The organism is uncultured Brachyspira sp., assembly GCF_934747485.1.
Classification (GTDB): domain Bacteria; phylum Spirochaetota; class Brachyspiria; order Brachyspirales; family Brachyspiraceae; genus Brachyspira.
Genome location: NZ_CAKVGN010000005.1, coordinates 13392 through 32006, shown reverse-complemented (window position 1 = coordinate 32006; position 18615 = coordinate 13392). Strand labels below are relative to the sequence as shown.

19 protein-coding genes and 1 tRNA gene are annotated in these 18615 nt (G+C 28.0%); 8 read left to right on the top strand and 12 right to left on the bottom strand.

The features are described 5' to 3' along the window. Positions 1 to 4: 4 nt before the first annotated feature. The 4 genes from pnuC to Q0H31_RS01785 form a co-directional block, all read right to left on the bottom strand. Complete coding sequence (gene pnuC, locus Q0H31_RS01800; protein ID WP_295295389.1) at positions 5 to 703, bottom strand: nicotinamide riboside transporter PnuC; 699 nt, start codon at positions 701 to 703, stop codon at positions 5 to 7. Positions 704 to 883: 180 nt separating this feature from the next. Further along, complete coding sequence (gene pcp / locus Q0H31_RS01795; RefSeq protein WP_295295388.1) at positions 884 to 1492, bottom strand: pyroglutamyl-peptidase I; 609 nt, start codon at positions 1490 to 1492, stop codon at positions 884 to 886. A gap of 63 nt (positions 1493 to 1555) precedes the next feature. Further along, on the bottom strand, positions 1556 to 2473 hold the full coding sequence (locus tag Q0H31_RS01790; protein WP_295295387.1) for a DUF979 domain-containing protein: 918 nt from the start codon (positions 2471 to 2473) through the stop codon (positions 1556 to 1558). 29 nt (positions 2474 to 2502) lie between these two features. Next, positions 2503 to 3186, bottom strand: coding sequence for a DUF969 domain-containing protein (locus Q0H31_RS01785; RefSeq protein ID WP_295295385.1), 684 nt, complete (start codon positions 3184 to 3186; stop codon positions 2503 to 2505). A gap of 170 nt (positions 3187 to 3356) precedes the next feature. Here Q0H31_RS01785 and Q0H31_RS01780 point away from each other — a divergent pair, with 170 nt between their 5' ends. The 3 genes from Q0H31_RS01780 to purE all read left to right on the top strand — a co-directional run bounded on the left by Q0H31_RS01780 (position 3357) and on the right by purE (position 5427). Then, positions 3357 to 3740: a VOC family protein gene (locus Q0H31_RS01780; RefSeq protein WP_295295383.1), complete on the top strand. Its 384-nt coding sequence runs from the start codon at positions 3357 to 3359 to the stop codon at positions 3738 to 3740. Positions 3741 to 3762: 22 nt separating this feature from the next. Next, a complete protein-coding gene (locus tag Q0H31_RS01775; protein ID WP_295295382.1) occupies positions 3763 to 4512 on the top strand; it encodes an SDR family oxidoreductase in 750 nt (249 codons plus the stop codon). Positions 4513 to 4944: 432 nt separating this feature from the next. Then, positions 4945 to 5427 carry a 5-(carboxyamino)imidazole ribonucleotide mutase gene (gene purE, locus Q0H31_RS01770; protein WP_295295380.1) on the top strand — a complete coding sequence of 161 codons (483 nt, stop codon included), beginning with the start codon at positions 4945 to 4947 and terminating at the stop codon, positions 5425 to 5427. An 83-nt stretch (positions 5428 to 5510) separates the two neighbouring features. On the opposite strand, the gene Q0H31_RS01765 is transcribed toward purE, so the two are convergent. After that, complete coding sequence (locus Q0H31_RS01765) at positions 5511 to 7190, bottom strand: hypothetical protein (RefSeq protein WP_295295378.1); 1680 nt, start codon at positions 7188 to 7190, stop codon at positions 5511 to 5513. Positions 7191 to 7213: 23 nt separating this feature from the next. After that, positions 7214 to 7834, bottom strand: coding sequence for a hypothetical protein (locus tag Q0H31_RS01760; RefSeq protein ID WP_295295376.1), 621 nt, complete (start codon positions 7832 to 7834; stop codon positions 7214 to 7216). Between the two features lie 280 nt (positions 7835 to 8114). On the opposite strand from Q0H31_RS01760, the gene Q0H31_RS01755 reads away from it, so the two are divergent. The 5 genes from Q0H31_RS01755 to purN all read left to right on the top strand — a co-directional run bounded on the left by Q0H31_RS01755 (position 8115) and on the right by purN (position 12134). Then, positions 8115 to 8187 (top strand) — tRNA-Thr (locus Q0H31_RS01755). 92 nt (positions 8188 to 8279) lie between these two features. After that, on the top strand, positions 8280 to 9317 hold the full coding sequence (locus Q0H31_RS01750) for an N-acetylneuraminate synthase family protein (RefSeq protein ID WP_295295374.1): 1038 nt from the start codon (positions 8280 to 8282) through the stop codon (positions 9315 to 9317). 126 nt (positions 9318 to 9443) lie between these two features. After that, entirely contained in the window at positions 9444 to 10337 is an 894-nt protein-coding gene (locus Q0H31_RS01745) for a hypothetical protein (RefSeq protein ID WP_295295373.1), read from the top strand. Positions 10338 to 10569: 232 nt separating this feature from the next. Further along, positions 10570 to 11580 carry a phosphoribosylformylglycinamidine cyclo-ligase gene (gene purM / locus Q0H31_RS01740; protein WP_295295371.1) on the top strand — a complete coding sequence of 337 codons (1011 nt, stop codon included), beginning with the start codon at positions 10570 to 10572 and terminating at the stop codon, positions 11578 to 11580. Next, positions 11568 to 12134, top strand: a complete 567-nt coding sequence (gene purN, locus Q0H31_RS01735) for a phosphoribosylglycinamide formyltransferase (protein ID WP_295295369.1) — start codon at positions 11568 to 11570, stop codon at positions 12132 to 12134. The genes purM and purN overlap by 13 nt, the downstream gene beginning before the upstream one ends. 450 nt (positions 12135 to 12584) lie before the next feature. Here the strand turns inward: purN and Q0H31_RS01730 are convergent, their stop codons facing one another. The 6 genes from Q0H31_RS01730 to Q0H31_RS01705 all read right to left on the bottom strand — a co-directional run bounded on the left by Q0H31_RS01730 (position 12585) and on the right by Q0H31_RS01705 (position 18600). Beyond that, positions 12585 to 13583: an Ldh family oxidoreductase gene (locus Q0H31_RS01730; RefSeq protein ID WP_295295367.1), complete on the bottom strand. Its 999-nt coding sequence runs from the start codon at positions 13581 to 13583 to the stop codon at positions 12585 to 12587. An 80-nt stretch (positions 13584 to 13663) separates the two neighbouring features. Continuing rightward, positions 13664 to 13894, bottom strand: a complete 231-nt coding sequence (locus Q0H31_RS01725) for a hypothetical protein (protein WP_295295366.1) — start codon at positions 13892 to 13894, stop codon at positions 13664 to 13666. A gap of 35 nt (positions 13895 to 13929) precedes the next feature. Then, entirely contained in the window at positions 13930 to 14289 is a 360-nt protein-coding gene (locus Q0H31_RS01720; RefSeq protein ID WP_295295365.1) for a hypothetical protein, read from the bottom strand. Between the two features lie 726 nt (positions 14290 to 15015). Then, positions 15016 to 16047, bottom strand: coding sequence for an ABC transporter permease (locus Q0H31_RS01715; RefSeq protein WP_101504149.1), 1032 nt, complete (start codon positions 16045 to 16047; stop codon positions 15016 to 15018). Positions 16048 to 16061: 14 nt separating this feature from the next. Then, positions 16062 to 17051: an ABC transporter permease gene (locus Q0H31_RS01710; protein ID WP_219620202.1), complete on the bottom strand. Its 990-nt coding sequence runs from the start codon at positions 17049 to 17051 to the stop codon at positions 16062 to 16064. Between the two features lie 46 nt (positions 17052 to 17097). Next, positions 17098 to 18600, bottom strand: coding sequence for a sugar ABC transporter ATP-binding protein (locus Q0H31_RS01705; protein ID WP_101504151.1), 1503 nt, complete (start codon positions 18598 to 18600; stop codon positions 17098 to 17100). Positions 18601 to 18615: the final 15 nt, after the last annotated feature.

The window sequence follows — 18615 nt, the reverse complement described above, 5'->3', positions numbered from 1 at the left end:
TTTTTTAGTTTATCTGCTGATTTTTATTATTTGACTCTCTATACCACTTAACAAACATAAACACCGCATTAACTAAATAAACACTCCACATAAGCAAAGTAGCTATATTGTCCCCCCCGCTTGCAAAATTAATATACCATATAGAAATATTTAAAATGTTTACTAATATCCACATTATCCATTGTTCAGTACATCTTTTTACGCATAGTATTTGTGCAGTTACGGCAAACACTGTACTTGCACTATCAACAAAAGGAAGAGAACCTCCTAATTTTTTTAGTATAAACCCATAAATAAATATTGATATAAAAGAAAAACCAAATATTATAATTTTATATTTATTATTTAATTTTGTTTTTATTACCTCTTGATTTTCATTATTCATATTTCTGCTCCATAGCACAAAACCAACTATGTTCATAGGTATATAGTAGAATACATTGAGCATAAACTCACCATAGTATTTTGCACTAAAAGCTATAATAGAATAAAGAATAGTATTAATCATTCCAAACACATACGAAGATAATTTTCCTTTTCCCGTAAGTATAACACATAATATACCGCTTATTGATGATACTATTCCAATAATATTTTCCTTCCAATATATAGAAAGCGATAATATTATACTGCATGCTATTATAATCCATATCACTTCTATAGCTTTCCAATTTTGAAGTTCATTTTTGATAATTTTTTTCATATAAATTCTTTAGAAAAACAGATTTTTGTTTATTATATTATTATTTTATACAAAATCAATATAAATTTATTTTTATAAAAATAGATTTGAAAATATTAATTTTTAAGAATGACTTGCCTGCAAAAATAAATAAAAATAATTATTAATATATTTTCCAGCAAGTCATATTACAATTTTTTATTAATTATTATTTACTGTAGTTTTTATAACTGTTTCAAGAGCTTTTACTATCATTTCTTTTGGCATATAGGCTGTATTAGGCTTATCAAGTATTTGCTCTATTATATAAGGAACATGTATAAATCCGCCTTTGATATTTAAATTATTTTTATTTATATAATATAACAAAGAATACATTATATGATTGCATACAAAAGTCCCCGCTGTGTTTGATACTGCTGCTGGTATAGGGATATTTTTTAATTCATCTCTAATAGCTTTTATAGGAAGTGTAGAAAAATAAGCATTTTCACCGTCACTGAATATTGATTCATCTATAGGCTGATTTCCTTCATTGTCTTTTATTCTTGCATCATCTATATTTATAGCTACTCTTTCTAATGATATCTCATATCTTCCGCCTGCTTGACCTACGCATATAACTACATCAGGTTTAAGATTTTTTATATTTTCAAAAAGTTTTTCTGCAGATTTTTTAAATACTGTTGGAAGCTGTAATTTTATTATTTCATTGCCTTCTATGTTGTTCGGCAAGCTATTAACTGCCTCCCATGAAGGATTAACTTTTTCTTTATCAAATGGGTCAAATCCTGTTATTAATACTTTCATTTTATTAGCTCCTTTTATAAAAATAGTTTTAACAATTTTAATAATTTCTTTAATAATAATTTTTTATCTAAAAGCAAATAAATACATTATAGTTGTGTTTATTACAAGAAGTATTAAAGCTACTGGTATTTGTTCTAATATAACGCCGTTCTTATTTTCCATTTCCAATATAGAAGCAGGTATCATATTAAAATTGGCAGCCATAGGTGTCATTAATGTGCCGCAAAAACCTGCAGTTAAACCTAAAGCAGAAACAATATTCGGATCTCCTCCCAAACCAATAACAAAAGGTATTCCTATTCCAGCAGTTATTACAGCGAAAGCAGCAAAGGCATTTCCCATCACTATAGTAAATACAGCCATAGATACGCAATAACCAATAACCCCAAAAAGTTTATTATCTGCAGGTATAACGCCTTTCATTATATTTGCTACTATCTCACCAACTCCAGCCTCTGCAAATAATCCTCCTAATGAAGCTAATAACTGCGGAAGTATAACGCTTGGCCCCATCTGCTGAAGCATTCTTGATGATTCATAAGGAACAGTTGAAGCTTTTTCTTTTGTAATTATAATACATAAAATTAATGATGTCATTGCTCCTATACCTAAGCCTATTAATCCGCCTAATTTTGTAAATTGTGCAACCAAAAATGCTATTAAGCCTATTGATATAGCTGGTATAAAAAGTAAGTTTTTAAATAGCTTTTCTTTTTCCTCTCTGTATGCATCAGACACAGGTTGTAAAGATTGTAATGACACATTTTTTGTAGCAGTTAATAATGCTAACACTATCAAAAGAATCCCCACAACAAACGAAGGAATAACTTTACCAAAAATAAATATAAACCCCAATATTATCCAAAATAATGCACTTCCTATTCTTTTTTTATTTTCTTTGTTTTTATATGCATATATACCGCATACTAATATTATGATTCCAGAAATTATATATAAAACTTCTAAAAGATTATTTACCATAAATTATATTCTCCATAAAATTATACTCATTAATTTTTATTTTCTTTTAATGAATCTATTAATTTTTTTAATTTCAAATCAAATAAATAATTTCTTATTACAGAAACTATCATAGCAACTATTGCCATTGGTATGCTTGAAATAGCTATAGAATATGCATCTACATTCTTTATTCCTAATTCTTGCAAAGTGCTTAACACTAACAGTACCCCAGCAGATGCTATAAAAACATTCTGCCCAAAAAAGTTTCCATAGTTTTCAACGCTGTTTGATATTGCCTTCACTTTCTCATCTAATTGCTTATCATAAATACCGTATTTCTCTAAAGCACCCCTTGCCATAGGGTAAATTAAAGGTCTTATAAAATTAACATGCCCTCCTATTCTAAGAGATAATGCTGATGCAATAGTTCTTATAATTACATAAAGACTTAATATCTTGCCGCAAGTAGCCCCTCTTATACCCATAATACATTTTGTAGCTCTTTCTCTTAAGCCATTTCTCTCTAATATGCCTATAGTAGCTAAAGTTAAAACTAATAATGTGGCAAATCTGTTAGCAACAAATGCATTGCCCAAAAATGATAATATTTCAATAATGCCCATTCCAGAAACAATACCTGTTATTATTCCAGCAAGTAAAACTATGCTTATAGTATCTAACTTCAAAGCAAAGCCTACTATTATAACTAATATGCCTATAAGTTTAATCATAAGATAACTCCATAACCTATTATATGTAATATTATTATTGGTCTAATATATAATATTTAAATAATAATTGTAACTGTTAATTTATGTTTTTTTATTATTTTTGAATATTTATTTTTATAGTTTATAATTATTAATGTTATAATATTATAAAAATGTTATGAGGTTATAAAATGAAAATATCTCATGTTGCCGTTTGGATAAAAGATTTGGAGAACATTAAAAACTTTTATATTAAATATTTTAACTGTAAATGCAATGATAAATACGTTAATGAAAAAAAAGGTTTTGAATCATACTTTCTCACATTTGAAGATAATTGCAGATTAGAAATTATGACTAGAAAAGATATAAAAGAAAGAAATACTAATGATGAAATATACGGTTTTGCTCATATATCAATATCAGTGGGAAGCAAAGAAAAAGTTGATAGCCTTACAAAAGAATTAGAACAAGACGGTTTTAAAATTGCATCATATCCAAGAACCACAGGCGATGGATATTATGAGAGTGTTGTGCTTGACAGTGAAAACAATAGAATAGAAATAACTATATAAATAAATTTAGAGGTTATAAAAAATGAAAAATAAAGTTTGCGTTATAACAGGTGCTTCAAATGGCATAGGAAAAGAAATAGCATTGCATTTTGCTAAAAATAATTGCGACATAGCTTTTATTGATAAAGATAAAGAAAATGGATTAAAATTAGCAGAAGAAATAAAAAAACTTAAAAGAGAATGCCTATTTATTAATGATAATATAGACAATGAAAAAACAATTAATAACTTTACAAATGAAATAATAAAAAAGTACGGCAATGTTGACTATTTAATAAATAATGCATGCTATTCAAACAAGGGCTTATTAAGTAATTGCAGCTATGATGACTTTTTAGAAATTTTTAAAGTATCAGTTGCATCAGCATATCAAATAACAAAAAACTTAATAAACAACTTTAATAAAAATGCCTGCATCATAAATATAGCTTCCACAAGAGCTTTTATGTCTCAGAAAGATAGTGAAAGCTACAGTGCTTCAAAGGGTGCTATTATAGCCCTCACTCATTCTATGGCTATTAGCTTATCCCATAAAGTACGCGTAAACTCAATTAGCCCCGGTTGGATAAATACTTCTAATGAATCTAACTTTAGCAAAGAAGATATACTTCAGCACCCATCTGCCAAAATAGGAGAAGTGTCAGATATAGCAGCTACTGCTTGGTTTATTTGTAATAACAATTTTATAAATGCTCAAAATATTACAGTAGACGGCGGTATGACAAAGCTAATGATATATCATAATGATGAAAATTGGACTCTAAGTATTTAATAACTTAAAAATTTTATTTACACTCCCCACCCTATAGACTTTTTATATTCACTGTTATTTTTAAATTGTTTTTACTTTTTGTTTAATACTCTAATTTTAGCCCCACCCAAGCTTTTTTTTAAAATTGAAAATTCATTCACCGCACGGTAAGCAAAATGAAAAATATAAATTATATTGGAATTAAAATTTAAATTATATTTCTAAATATTTTCACCGTGCGGGATAATAAATTTGTCAATATAATAAAATCTTGGGCGGGTGTGCTTTTTTTAATTTAGCATTCTAAAAAATTAAAGCTATAATGTTTTAATTAATACAAAAAACTTAATAGGGCGGGATATGTAATCGGATTTTATTAATATATAATTAATTTGCAATAAAAACATTTTTTATTATAATTATTTGAAAATAAATTTATTTGTAGGAGTATGTATGAAAGTAGCAATTATTTTTGGAAGCAAAAGCGATATCGATAAAATGAAAAATGCCGCTTTATGTTTGAAAGAGTTTGGCATAGAATATAAAGCTTTTATATTATCTGCTCATAGAGTTCCTGAATACCTTGAAAAAACTATTAAAGAGATAGAAAAAGAAAACTTTGAGGTAATCATTGCCGGTGCAGGTCTTGCTGCTCATCTGCCGGGAGTTATAGCTTCTAAAACTATACTTCCTGTAATAGGTGTTCCAATAAGTGCAAGTGTGCTTGATGGAATGGACGCTTTACTTTCTATAGTTCAAATGCCAAAACCTATAACCGTTGCTACTGTTGGTATAAATAACTCTTATAATGCCGGTATGCTTGCTGTTGAAATGTTATCATTAAAATATGATAGCATAAAAAATAAGTTGATAGAATATAGAAAAAAGATGAAGGAAGATTTTATTTCTGAGAATGAAGTAGATTTTGATTTTTAATAAAAAATTAATTATTAAAATTATTAAATAAAAAAGGTCATGCTTATATAAATGCATGACCTTTTATTTTTTAGAGTTTATCTTTACTCTTGTGTTTGAGTATTATTATTATTATTTTGCTGTCTTAACTGCATAACCTCATCATAAGTCAAATACTCTAAATCAGGATTATAATCACCGCTTCTCTCTTCACCATTAAGGCTAGGTATTATTAATCTTTGACCAGGAAGTATTAAATCAGGGTTATCAGGGTCTCTGAGTATATTTCTATTAGCTTCGTATATTCTGTACCATTCAATAGGGTTATTATATATGTAGCTGTATCCTGCAATTCTCCATAAAGCATCAGTTAAAGGCACTCTTCTTACTACAACATAATATTGAGGTAAAACAGTAACTTTTCCTTCTGTGTTCACTTCTTGACCAGTAGTAGCATCAATTATTTGACCAGTTTCATTTCCGCCCATATCTCCCGGTATCACTTGTCCGTCAATAGGACCTCTCTCTTCTATAGCATTCATAGCTAAATTAGCTTCCTGCATTTTTTGATCAGCCAAAGTATAATCATTATTGTTTAGAGCATCTTCAGCTTCTTGAATAGTTTTAGATAGATTTTGTTCTTCTTCGCTGTCTTTTGTTAGATATCCTTCGCTTATAAGTCTATCTCTTCTTGCTTTTAATTGCTCTAAATTTTTAATAGCTTCTTCTTTTTTCACCTGACCAACATTAGCAACTATATCGTCCATAGTTTTAGAAGCTTCTAAAGCTTTATCACTTGCAGTTTGAGGAGTATTTTCTAAAGCATTATTAGCATCAGTTAAAAGTTTTGACACATTTTTATCATTATCATCACCTTTAGCTATCACTTGCTCATTAACCAAATTATTATATTTATTTTGTGCATCTTCTATATCTTTTTTAGCTTTTGCTATTGCATCTGCTTTAGCTTTGGCCTCTGCTTCAGCCTTTGCCTTAGCAGCGGCAGCAGCTTCTGCTTTTGCTTTAGCCTCTGCTTCAGCTTTTGCCTTAGCTTCTGCAGCAGCTTTTGCCTTAGCATCTGCTATAGCTTTATTGATACCAGCTAATGCAGCTGATACATTCTGCTGAACACTTGCAAAGTTATCATTAGTAAGTGCTTCATCAGCTTTAGTTAAAGCACCTGTTATATTTTTATCATTAGCATCGCCTGCTTTTACACTCTTACCTAATTCTGCCTGATATTTGCTTCTTGCATCATTAATAGATTTTGAAGCTATTGCTCTCTCTCTATTAAGATAACCCTCTTTTACACTGTTAGCAGACTCTAAAGCATTATTGAAAGAATTAAATACTGTTGTAAATGTGTTTGAAGAAGCGGTAAACTCTTCATCTGTAGGAGGAGTTTGAGGTTCTGGAGGAAGAGTATTTACAGCATTATTACCCTCTTCAAAAAATTTAAGAGCCTCTTCATATTTTGCTTTAAATTCATTATCAGTAGAAGCACCTAATTGCTCTATTTCGTTAATAGTATTGCTTGCATCATTTTTTGCTTTTGCTATTCTTAAGCTCATTAATCTATAAAATAATGATACGGTAGTTTTATCTATAGAATCAGAAGCCTCTTGAGATTTATCATAAGACTTTTGATATTCTCCGTCATTTTGCAAAGTCTCAGCTTCTCCAGTAATCCTAGCAGCATCATCATAAGTTTGAGCCGGTAATACGCTAAAACTAAAAGAGATTAAAGCTATATAAGCTACGATTTTTTTTATTAAAGTACTCATTTTATTTTATACTCCTTATAATATTAGCTTTGTTGCTCTTGCTCTAAAGTTTCAAGCTCTTTTACCATAGCTTCAAGTTCAGCTAAACGCTCTTTTACTTTAGTTAAAGCTTCATCACTTTTATCAAATTGTTCTTTTGTTTTATTATATAAAGCTAAATAAGCTTCTTTTGCTGTATAAAGTTTATCTACTAATACTCTATAATCTTTAGTTTCAGCAGTATACATAGCGTTTGCTTCATTGTATATTGTTTCAGCCTGAGCATATTCTTCACCATACATAACATTAGCTTTAATTTGACTAGCATTAGTATAATTTTCATCAGTTTGTTTTTTCAGTATCTCAGAATAAGGCGGCAAACCTTTATCTAAAACTAAATTATAATTAGTTTCAGCTGTAAGAAGTAATTCTTTAGCCTTCTCTGCCTCATCTTTATTTTCTGCCTTCATAATGATATCAGCTTCTGCATAGCCTTTCTCAGCAATATCATAATCATTTTGAGCAAAAGTTTTAATTTCGGTATACTTGTTTACAGTTTCTCTTAAAGCAGTAACTCTCTCATAATCTTTTGTAGGAAGACCTCCGCAAGACATAACAAAGAAAGATAATGCTATTATTAGAGCTTTTTTCCCATTTAAACTCATATTAATACAATTCCTCCTATTTTTTAATTATGTAAAAAAATATATAAAAAATAATATGTTAACAACATTATCGCTTAAATAATTAAAAAGTCAAGCTATTTTAATTATTATAGAATGCATACAATAAAATTTATAATAATACTAAAATCTACTATTATTATAAATTGTTTAAAGATAAAAAAGTAAAATTAATTAAGTTATAAATTGTTAAAAATATTAAATGTTTTTCAAACAGCTATTGCATTTTTTTTATTATATAGTATAATGGTGAAATCATTTCGCTGGTGTAGCTCAATTGGCAGAGCAGCTGATTTGTAATCAGCCGGTTGCGGGTTCAAGTCCCATCACCAGCTCATTTTTTTTTAACCCACCTTCTTTTTTATATTAATAAATCAATTTTTCTTTTCGATAATTAATTTATAATATATTCTTGGGATACACTATTATGGCAAACCTTAAATTGAAAGACTTAATTAAAAAAAATAATTTCTTTGTAATCGCAGAATCAGGTTCTAATCATGAAGGTTCTATAGATGATGCTCTTAAATTAATTAGAGAGGCTTCTAAAGCTGGAGCTAATGCTGTAAAATTTCAAAGCTTTACTTCAAAAACTCTATTTGCACAAAAAGAATATACTAAAATACTTAAAATGCCGGAAAATGCATTAGATAATGTTGATGATATAGTATTAAAAAAAGAATGGTATGAAACTCTATATAAAGAGGCCAATAAAAATAAAATCATTTTAATGAGCACTCCTTTTTCTGTTGAGGCTGTAGATGATATGAATAAATATGTTCCTATATACAAAATAGCTTCTTGTGATATAGATAATATTCCTCTTCTAAGAAAAATTGCTTCTACTAAAAAACCTGTGATACTTTCTACTGGTTTGGCCACAAATAAAGATATAAAAAATGCATTAAATATTTTAAAAAATAATGAGGTGGCTTTGCTTCATTGTTCTGTTGAATATCCTACGCCTTTAGAGAATGCGAGGTTAAATAGAATAGTTGTTATGAATAAACTTTTCAAAAAAAATATTATAGGCTATTCTGACCATACTATAGGTATAGATGCTCCTATTATAGCATATACTCTTGGAGCTAAAATCATAGAAAAGCATTTTACAATTACTCCGGAAAAAAAATCAGGCGACCATATAATAAGTTTGGATACCAATTCCATGAAAGAGATGATTTCTAAATTAAAAGATACCAATAAAATGCTTGGCGGAAATGATGCTTTAAAGACCGAGAAGAAAATGAGTAAACAAGAGAATAAAGAGCTTGTTTATGCTAAGAGGGGTATATATCTTAATCATAGCATGCTTAAAAATGAAGTGATAACAGAAAAAGATTTAGTAACTTTAAGACCATGTGTGGGAATACCTGCTAAAGATTATGATAAAGTTGTTGGAAAAAAATTAAAAATTGATAAGAAATCTTTTACTGCATTAAATCATAAAGATTTAAAAAAATAGCAATTAATGTGATTTATTTTCTATAAATAAATTTAAAAACAGCAATAAAGTAAACATAACTTATTTGATTTAATTCTTCAATATAGTATAATAAACTACAATAATAAAAATTTGGAGAATGAAAAAATGAAAAAATTGCTAGCAATATTTTTGTTCATATCTATGAGTATTGCCCTTTATGGTTATGAAACTATACCTTATATGTTTAATGATGTAGTGCCTTACGGCGTATCTCCTGATGAAGTAAATCAAATACTTATGTCTAATAGTTTTATAACAGCAGAAGGACAGGCTGTAAGTGGTACTTTTTATATATCTTCATATCCTGATCCTGATTTAGCTTGGTATAATCCTCAAACTTTAAAATGGGTTAATATAAAATTTACTACTAATGATATGGCTGATTTATTTAAGAGAGATTTAAGCCTTTTATATTTTAATTACACATTAGATGATGAGTTTAAATGTATGACTATAACTGCTGAAAATTTATCTGATGACAGCACTTTAGCAGGAAAAAACACTAAATGGGTTTATAAATTCTTCTTCCATAATGATAAATTATTTGCTGTAAGTTCTTTATATCAAGGAGATGGTGCTTTAGAACAATATAAGCAAAGAAACCCTGATAATGAATATGCAAATCCCGGATTTGTTATGTCTTCAGGTTTATTCAACAGAACTTTAGATGGATTTAAAACAAAATACGGCGGATTTAATAACAGCCTTATAAAAACTTTAGATGATTTTGCTTCTATGTATTATGGAAATTATATCAATAAACAAGCTGATACTTCTTTATCTGTATTCTATGCTAAATATGCTATGAAAAATATTAACTTCGTTGCTTCTTATGTTGATAACTATAGAATGAGACCTATCTATTATAGATTCCAAAACAAAATTTATGAAGATGTAAATGATATAGCTGATGTTCCTGTTGGAATACCACCTGAAATAAAAAAATTAAATAAAAACAACAATAATAACCAACAGGCTGCTGCTGAAAATAATCAGTGATATTAATAATTTATAATATTTGAGAGAGGCTAATAATAGTCTCTCTTTTTTTATATATACTTAAAAATAATTGTATTATATAATTTTTTAGTTAGAGAAGCTATTTATAATTAGTAAAAGTTGATTTTTAATATAGTAAAATTGTATTAATTTAAAAAATTATACTTGTACTATAAATATTTTTTGTTATACTTAAAAGCATCTTAACTCCCATATATAAAGGAATAATTTTATGTCTGTTTCTTATGAAGAAAGCGGTGTAAGCAGAGAAGAAGGCTACAAAGCTGTATCTCTTATGAAAGAAGTAGTTGCTAAAACTATGAATAATAATGTATTAAACAATATTGGAAGTTTTGGAGCTATGTATGAACTTGGTAAATACAATAACCCTGTTTTGGTATCTGGAACAGATGGCGTTGGCACTAAATTAGAAATTGCTTTAACTATAAAAAAATATGATACTGTTGGAATTGATGCTGTGGCTATGTGTGTTAATGATGTGCTTTGTCATGGGGCTAAACCTATTTTCTTTTTAGATTATCTTGCATGCGGAAAACTTAACAGTGAAACTGCTGCTCTAATAGTAAAAGGAATAGCAGATGGATGTTATGAGGCTGGTGCTGCTTTGATTGGAGGAGAAACTGCTGAGATGCCAGGTTTTTACAAAGAAGGAGACTATGATATTGCTGGTTTTTGTGTGGGGGTTGTTGAAAAAGACAATATTATAGACGGAAGTAAAGTTAAAGAAGATGATGTTATATTAGGTATAGCTTCTTCTGGTTTTCACAGTAATGGTTTTTCTCTTATAAGAAAATTGGTAAGAGATTATAATGCTACATTTGAAGACAAAAAAATTGGAGAAGTGCTTCTTACTCCCACAAGAATATATGTTAAATCTATACTAAAATTATTAGAAAAATATAATATTAAAGGTATGGCTCATATTACAGGGGGAGGATTAATAGAAAATGTTCCAAGAGCTTTCAAAAAAGATTATAAGGCTGTAATAAATAAAAATAGTTTTAATACAGCTGAAATATTTAAGTATATTCAGTATCTTGGAAACATAAAAGAAGAAGAGATGTATAATACTTTTAATATGGGTATTGGTTTTGTAATTATTGTTGATAAGAATGAAAAAGACAGTATTATAAATGAATTAAAAGAAATGAAAGAAACTGTTTATGAAATTGGACACATAGAAAAAAATAATGGAGACGGTAACGGAATATGTTTAATATAGCAGTATTGATTTCTGGAGGCGGAAGCAATTTAAAGTCATTAATAGATAATCAAAAAGAGTATTATAAAATAAATGTAGTAATTGCTGATAGAGATTGCGGAGGGCTAAATATTGCTAAAAATGCAAATATAGATGCCGTTTTAATAGACAGAAAAGAATATAAAGAAAAGTTATCACAAAAAATAGATGAAGAACTTAAAAAATATGATATTGATTTGATAGTTCTTGCTGGTTATTTATCTATAGTAGACAGTAATTTTATATCTAAATGGGAAAATAAGATAATAAATATTCACCCATCACTTTTGCCAAAATATGGCGGCAAGGGAATGTATGGAATAAAAGTTCATGAAGCAGTTATAAAAAACAAAGAGAAAGAATCCGGATGCACAGTGCATTATGTAACAGACATGGTAGACGGAGGCGACATCATAATGCAAAATAAAGTGAATGTATTAGAAGATGATACTCCTGAGATACTTCAAAAAAGAGTATTGGTAGAAGAACATAAAATACTCCCAGCAACCGTTATAAAATTAGCTTCTGAGAAATAATTGTTTTTTTGTTCAACTTTTTCCCGCGTACGAGCTGTACCACCTTGCCGCACGGTAATGCTATGCTTTAATTATAACTTCTTACACGTGCGGGGGAATACTTTTATACAATTAAATTATAACAAATAAATAAAAGAATTAAAAATTTTTGGTATATATTAAATAAATAAAAGTAATACCTAAATCTGAGCTAAAAAATGCAGTCTTTTTGCTTCTTTGGGCCACCAAAAGAAGTGGGGGTACGGGGGCTAGCCCCCGAATATAATAGAATTTTAAAAAAAATTATGAACTTAAAAAATATTTAGAATACATTAATTTTATCAATTTTTTTATTGTTCTTTTTCCCGCGTACGAGCTGTACCACCTTGCCGCACGATAATGCTATGCTTTAATTATAACTTCTTAGACGTGCGGGGGAATGTCTTTTAATATACAATTAAATTTCTAGAGTCAATCTCCAAAAACATATTTATAAACTTTCTCAGATAATGGTATGCCGTTTTTTAAGTAATCTCTATAACAAGCTTCTTTTCTCTCGCCCGGTATTGTTATAGGCTTATTCTTATCTAATGGAGGCTCTTTTCTTATATCATCTATAAATGATTGAACAGTATCCAAATAATCTTCATTATACACAAAAGGATCAACTACAAGCATAAATGTTGACAAATCTCTTTTTTTATCCATATCTCCATACATCTTAACTAAGTTATTACAATAAACATTTCCAATCAAAAGACCAGTAAAAGCCTCTATCATAGTCATAATAACATACCCCTTAGCTCCGCCAAAAGGTACAACATATTTTATTTTTTTAGGGTCATCTGTAGGATTGCCATTCTCATCAACTCCCCAATTATTTGGTATAGTTTCATTGTTATCACGTGCTGTAAATATTCTGCCAAGCGAAACTTCACTAGTGGCCATATCCCCAAGTAAAAAATCTTTCGTAGCAGGAAAACCATAACTTATAGGGTTAGTTCCAAAAAAACAACTCTTTCCTCCATAAGGTATTACGCAAGGGTCTGTATTAACCATTATTAAAGATACTTTCTTGCTATCTATAGCCATTTTATTATAATAACCTAAAGAACCGCAATGACTGTTATTCTTTATACCTATTACAGCAATACCTTGTTTGTCTGACGTTTCTATTGCCCACTCTGTAGCTCTTTTCATAGCAATATGTCCAAAACCTCCATCTGCATCCATTAATGCAAATGAAGGCTTTTTTGCTTCTATATTAAAATTTGATTTTAAATTTATTCCTCCAGATTTTATTCTGTTTATATAATGCTCAAGCCTTATAACTCCATGGGAGTGAATACCCCTCACATCCGCATAACATAAAACATCAGCAACAATTTCCGCATCACCCTCATTAACATCTGCTAATCTTAATTTTTTTATTACAGCTTCTTTTAAATCTTTAAAACTAACATTTATCATAACTTTAATTCCTGCATAATTTTTTATATATAGTATTAAAGTTTACATAATATTTTGTTAATGTCAATACTATTTTTTTACTATTTTATTAAACTTCTAAACTTATAAATAGCATAATTAAGCCCAAGCCTCAAATAATCATCTTCATCATACTTAGTTAAAACATACCTGCCGCTTATTATCTGATACCAAGCCTCAGCTATTATCTTTCCCCAAAAATTAAAAGCAGTATATAAACTCAAAATTCCGTCTTCCAAATAACAAAAATCATTATTCTTTATATCTCTATTATTAAAAGCATAAGTAACCAAATTATTAATTTCGGCTTGCTCTATAGAAGTTATCTTTATAAAGCTCGCCTCTCTAACAAAAAACTTTTTATCACCTGTGCAAACTCATTAATATCTTTTGTGCTCCATTTATCAAGTAAGCTTGTAGCTAACTCATCATTAATCCTCACATCAAGCCAAACAAATATATCATCTTCTGTGTTATTGTTTTCTTTAGCCTTTACATAATCAAGATTCTCTCTAAAAGTTGGTCTGTTAATGCTTATAATGTCTTCATCATTAAACTTACTTCCCAAAGTAGAACGGCTATATATTTTAACTGGCATAAACTCATCATTATCAGCCTCTTTATAAACCGTTTCCTCTACAATGTATCTATTAAAAAACTCTTTGCATTTAAAAATATTTTTTTGCATTTAATATACTCCTTTTATAAATAATAAAATATATTTGAATATAAAATAAACTATATATTTAAATTAAAAAATAGCCTTTTGCTTCTTTGTGGCAATACCGAAGGCACTTCCTGCGGTCGCAAAAGAAGTGGGGTGTGTACCATACTGGCACGCTTCGCAGGGGGCTAGTCCCCACAAATAATGAAAAAATTAAATTTTGACAAACTGTAAATTTATGATATCATTATAAGTAAGTATGAAGAAATTTTTATTAATACTTATATTTTATAGTATTACATTATATTCATATAATAATTTCTTTTTTCCTTTAAATAACTATTATACAAATAATTTTAATAATAATTTATATTTTAATAACTATTTTCAAAGCTATTTTAAAAACATATATAACGATTTATTTCTTTATCAAAATAATATTACATCAAGTATTTATTATAACTCTTCTTTAATATCAAAAAATTATTTTGACTTTGAGTACAAACCCAATAAGCAATATTACGAATATTCAAATAGCACATTTTTATCAAATATGATAATGAAAGAAAAAGACAAATATAACTCATTTTTTAAAACTAAAAATTAATTATCATTAAAAAATTTATGCTATACAAATTTTTATTATATTTTTTATACATCACATCATAAATTAATTTTATAAAAAAATAAAAAAGCCTTATAAATTAATATAAGGCTTAAAAATAAATAATTAATTTAAGAATAAAATGTTTATATAGTTTTATTACTGAAACTAGATTTTATTTTAACTATGATAAAACTAGAAACTTCTTTTACTATTAAGATTATTATTATAATTGCTCCCCACATAGCTGTTATCATAAACGGATCTAAACGCATTAAATTTAATCCTGTAGATATAAATTGTAATATTATAGAAGCTAATACCATACCTGATAATTTACCAAATCCTCCATTAGGATCAACTCCTCCAAGAAAACTTGCTAATACAGCTACTAAAAGATATGACTCAGCATAGTTTGCTTTTACAGAATTCATTTGACCTATTAAAACCAAAGAAGCAAATGAAGCAAAACAAGCTGATAATATATATTCTATAATGATAACTTTAGATATATTAACATTAGAAAACTTACTTGCCTTAGTATTAGCACCAGTTAAATATAATTGTTTACCATAAGAAGAACGATTCAATATAAAGTGTGTTATAATAATTACAATAATAAACAGTATAATAGCCACAGGAATATTAAATATTTTTCCATTACCTATAAATACAAGTTCATTTGGAAATCCAGATATAGTATATCCTTTCGTAAGTACCAAATTAACACCTTGTAATAATGTCATAGTTCCTAAAGTAACTAAAATAGCAGGTATATTAAATTGTGTTATAAGAAAACCATTAACAATACCAATAATTATACTTGTGATAAATCCACATATTATTGCTATAAAAATGAAAAATATATTAGATTCTTGCATATTTCCATTAGTAAGTGCATTTAATACTAAATATATTATAACACCATTCAAATTCATATTTGCAATAATAGATAAATTAATACCACCAGAAAGTTCAGATATCATCATTCCTATAGCAAGAAATCCTATAATAGGAAGCTGATATGCCATAGCATACATATTATTAAAAGATAAGAATTTATTACCATTAGCTATTACCATTAATATATATACTAATATGAGTGTTATAACAAGAGAAAACTGTTCTCCCTTTCTCATTCTTTTTATGAAAGAAGATATTTTATCAAAGTCAGCCATTATTTCCCCCGATATTAATTTTCAACATTTACACGAACTATAGAATTTCTAGCTTTTATTTCTTGTAAAGCATTAACAAGTATACTAATAACTATTATTGCCCCTATAAATACATTATACCAATATGATGATATTTGTAAAAGAGTAAGGCTATTACTTAATATAGCAAAAAGAAGGACACCTAACATAGTACCCATAACAGAACCCTTTCCTCCAGTAATTGAAGCACCACCTAAAACTACTGCCGCAATAACTTGCATTTCTGTACCAACTATAGAATTAGGTATTACAGTTTGAACTATGGAAACATGTACTATAGAACCTATTGCTGCTATAGCTGCTGATAAACCATAAACAAATAATGTAGTTTTTAATATACTTACCCCAATTCTTTTTGCTGCCACACTATTACATCCTATTAAATATACACTTCGTCCTAAAATAGTGTATTTTAATATAAAAAATAAAGCCAAAGCCATAATAAACCATAATACAGTAACTAAACTAATTCCTACATTTATTCCTATTTCATTTGTTATTGTAAATAGTTTTGCATCTGCAAATGTCCAGAAATATGGAGGAACTTCGTATAATAATTTACCCTTTGTAACTACATACAATATTCCGTAAAATAAATTTTGTGTAGCTATAGTTATAATTATAGCAGGCATTTTATAATGATAAATTAAAAATCCATTGAATAAACCTAATATCACTCCGAAAACTATTGCTAATAAAAAAGCTATGTATATATTACCTGAAATATAATTCAATAATACATACACAACAACATATTGTACAACTTGAGCAATAGCTGTAAAAGATACATCAACCCCACCACTGATTATTACAAGTAATGTTCCTAAAGCAAAAATTCCTAAAACTGTATATGATTTTAATATATTAGATATATTTTCATAATTTAAAAAATTAGGAGTTAAAGAAGATATTACTATTACAAGTACAAAAATAATTATAGCAAGAACAACTTCTCTTTTTTTCATAAAATTTAAAATACTATACATGAAACAACACCCTTTTATTTATTAATCACATACTACGTTTTTGTTCATCTAACATAGCTTGTATATCACTTTCATTTACACTTCCTCTATCGAATATTTTATATATTCTTCCATTACGCATTATAATTATGCGATTACTATATGAAACTATTTCTTTTATTTCATCAGAAATTAAAATAACACCCATTCCATTATTTTTAGAGAATAATTTAATAGTTTCAAAAATACCCGCTTTAGCTCCTATATCTATACCTACAGTAGGACCATCTAAAATTAATATTTTAGGATTTTCATCAAGCCATTTACCTATAACTATTTTCTGCTGGTTTCCTCCTGAAAGTTCTGAAACTTTATTATCTCCAGATTCTGTTTTAATGGATAATTCTTTAATCCAAAAATTTGTTATTTTATTAATAAACGAATTCTCTAAAAAACCAAACTTATTTTTTACTTTTTCTAGATTTACTATAACCATATTATCCTTTATTGGATAATTCATTATTAAACCTTCTGTAAGTCTATCTTCTGGAACATAAGCTATTTTTGCCCTAACAGCATCTTGTATATTATTAATTTTACATTCTTTTCCATCTACATAAATCTTACCACTATCAGCTTTAGATACACCAAATAATGATAATGCCAACTCAGTTCTTCCAGAACCTAATAGTCCTATTATTCCTAATATTTCACCTTTTCTTAAATTGAAACTTATATCCTTATAATTATTTTTTTTACATAAAGAATCAACTTCTAATATAATAGGAGCATCTTTATCTAAATCATTAACCCCTGTATATATAGTTGATTGACCAACCATAAATCTTTCTATTTCTTCTACAGAAATATCTGACATTAAAGCAGATGCTACCAATTTACCATCTCTTAAGCATATTACTCTATCACAAAGCTCAAATACCTCATCAAGTTTATGGCTTATAAAAATAACGGATATTCCATTTTGCTTTAATTTATTTACTATTTTAAATAATTGATTTACTTCCACTCTTGTAAGAGCTGTTGTAGGCTCATCTAAAATAATTAATTTAGAATTATTATTAAGAGCACGTGCTATAGCTATAAGTTGTTGAGAAGCTAAAGGAAGCTCCTCAACTATAGCATTAACATCTATATTAACTTCTAAGTCTTCTAATATAGATTTAGCAGCGTTAATTTTATTTTTTAGAAACGAAAATTTAGCTCCGTCTCCTATCATTCTTGGCAGACATATATTTTCCAAAACTGTTAAAGTAGGAAATAATGATATATCCTGATATATAACACTAATACCATGTTTAATTCCAGAAAGAGGACCATAAGAAACCATTTTTTTACCATTTATTTCTATAGTACCGCTATCTGCCTCTAAAACACCCGCTAATATTTTTATTAATGTAGATTTTCCACTTCCATTAGCTCCACATAAAGCAAGTGCTTCTCCTTTCTTTAACTCAAATGAAACATCATCTAATGCTTTAAGAGCATTAAAGCTTTTAGATATATGTTGAATTTTTATAAAATCTTCCATTATATACTATGCCTG

What these genes read in the sequence shown, in the direction of transcription:
- pnuC (WP_295295389.1), bottom strand. Translation starts at nt 703, where the DNA reads ATGAAAAAAATTATCAAAAATGAACTTCAAAATTGGAAAGCTATAGAA.
- pcp (WP_295295388.1), bottom strand. Translation starts at nt 1,492, where the DNA reads ATGAAAGTATTAATAACAGGATTTGACCCATTTGATAAAGAAAAAGTT.
- Q0H31_RS01790 (WP_295295387.1), bottom strand. Translation starts at nt 2,473, where the DNA reads ATGGTAAATAATCTTTTAGAAGTTTTATATATAATTTCTGGAATCATA.
- Q0H31_RS01785 (WP_295295385.1), bottom strand. Translation starts at nt 3,186, where the DNA reads ATGATTAAACTTATAGGCATATTAGTTATAATAGTAGGCTTTGCTTTG.
- Q0H31_RS01780 (WP_295295383.1), top strand. Translation starts at nt 3,357, where the DNA reads ATGAAAATATCTCATGTTGCCGTTTGGATAAAAGATTTGGAGAACATT.
- Q0H31_RS01775 (WP_295295382.1), top strand. Translation starts at nt 3,763, where the DNA reads ATGAAAAATAAAGTTTGCGTTATAACAGGTGCTTCAAATGGCATAGGA.
- purE (WP_295295380.1), top strand. Translation starts at nt 4,945, where the DNA reads ATGAAAGTAGCAATTATTTTTGGAAGCAAAAGCGATATCGATAAAATG.
- Q0H31_RS01765 (WP_295295378.1), bottom strand. Translation starts at nt 7,190, where the DNA reads ATGAGTACTTTAATAAAAAAAATCGTAGCTTATATAGCTTTAATCTCT.
- Q0H31_RS01760 (WP_295295376.1), bottom strand. Translation starts at nt 7,834, where the DNA reads ATGAGTTTAAATGGGAAAAAAGCTCTAATAATAGCATTATCTTTCTTT.
- Q0H31_RS01750 (WP_295295374.1), top strand. Translation starts at nt 8,280, where the DNA reads ATGGCAAACCTTAAATTGAAAGACTTAATTAAAAAAAATAATTTCTTT.
- Q0H31_RS01745 (WP_295295373.1), top strand. Translation starts at nt 9,444, where the DNA reads ATGAAAAAATTGCTAGCAATATTTTTGTTCATATCTATGAGTATTGCC.
- purM (WP_295295371.1), top strand. Translation starts at nt 10,570, where the DNA reads ATGTCTGTTTCTTATGAAGAAAGCGGTGTAAGCAGAGAAGAAGGCTAC.
- purN (WP_295295369.1), top strand. Translation starts at nt 11,568, where the DNA reads ATGTTTAATATAGCAGTATTGATTTCTGGAGGCGGAAGCAATTTAAAG.
- Q0H31_RS01730 (WP_295295367.1), bottom strand. Translation starts at nt 13,583, where the DNA reads ATGATAAATGTTAGTTTTAAAGATTTAAAAGAAGCTGTAATAAAAAAA.
- Q0H31_RS01720 (WP_295295365.1), bottom strand. Translation starts at nt 14,289, where the DNA reads ATGCAAAAAAATATTTTTAAATGCAAAGAGTTTTTTAATAGATACATT.
- Q0H31_RS01715 (WP_101504149.1), bottom strand. Translation starts at nt 16,047, where the DNA reads ATGGCTGACTTTGATAAAATATCTTCTTTCATAAAAAGAATGAGAAAG.
- Q0H31_RS01710 (WP_219620202.1), bottom strand. Translation starts at nt 17,051, where the DNA reads ATGAAAAAAAGAGAAGTTGTTCTTGCTATAATTATTTTTGTACTTGTA.
- Q0H31_RS01705 (WP_101504151.1), bottom strand. Translation starts at nt 18,600, where the DNA reads ATGGAAGATTTTATAAAAATTCAACATATATCTAAAAGCTTTAATGCT.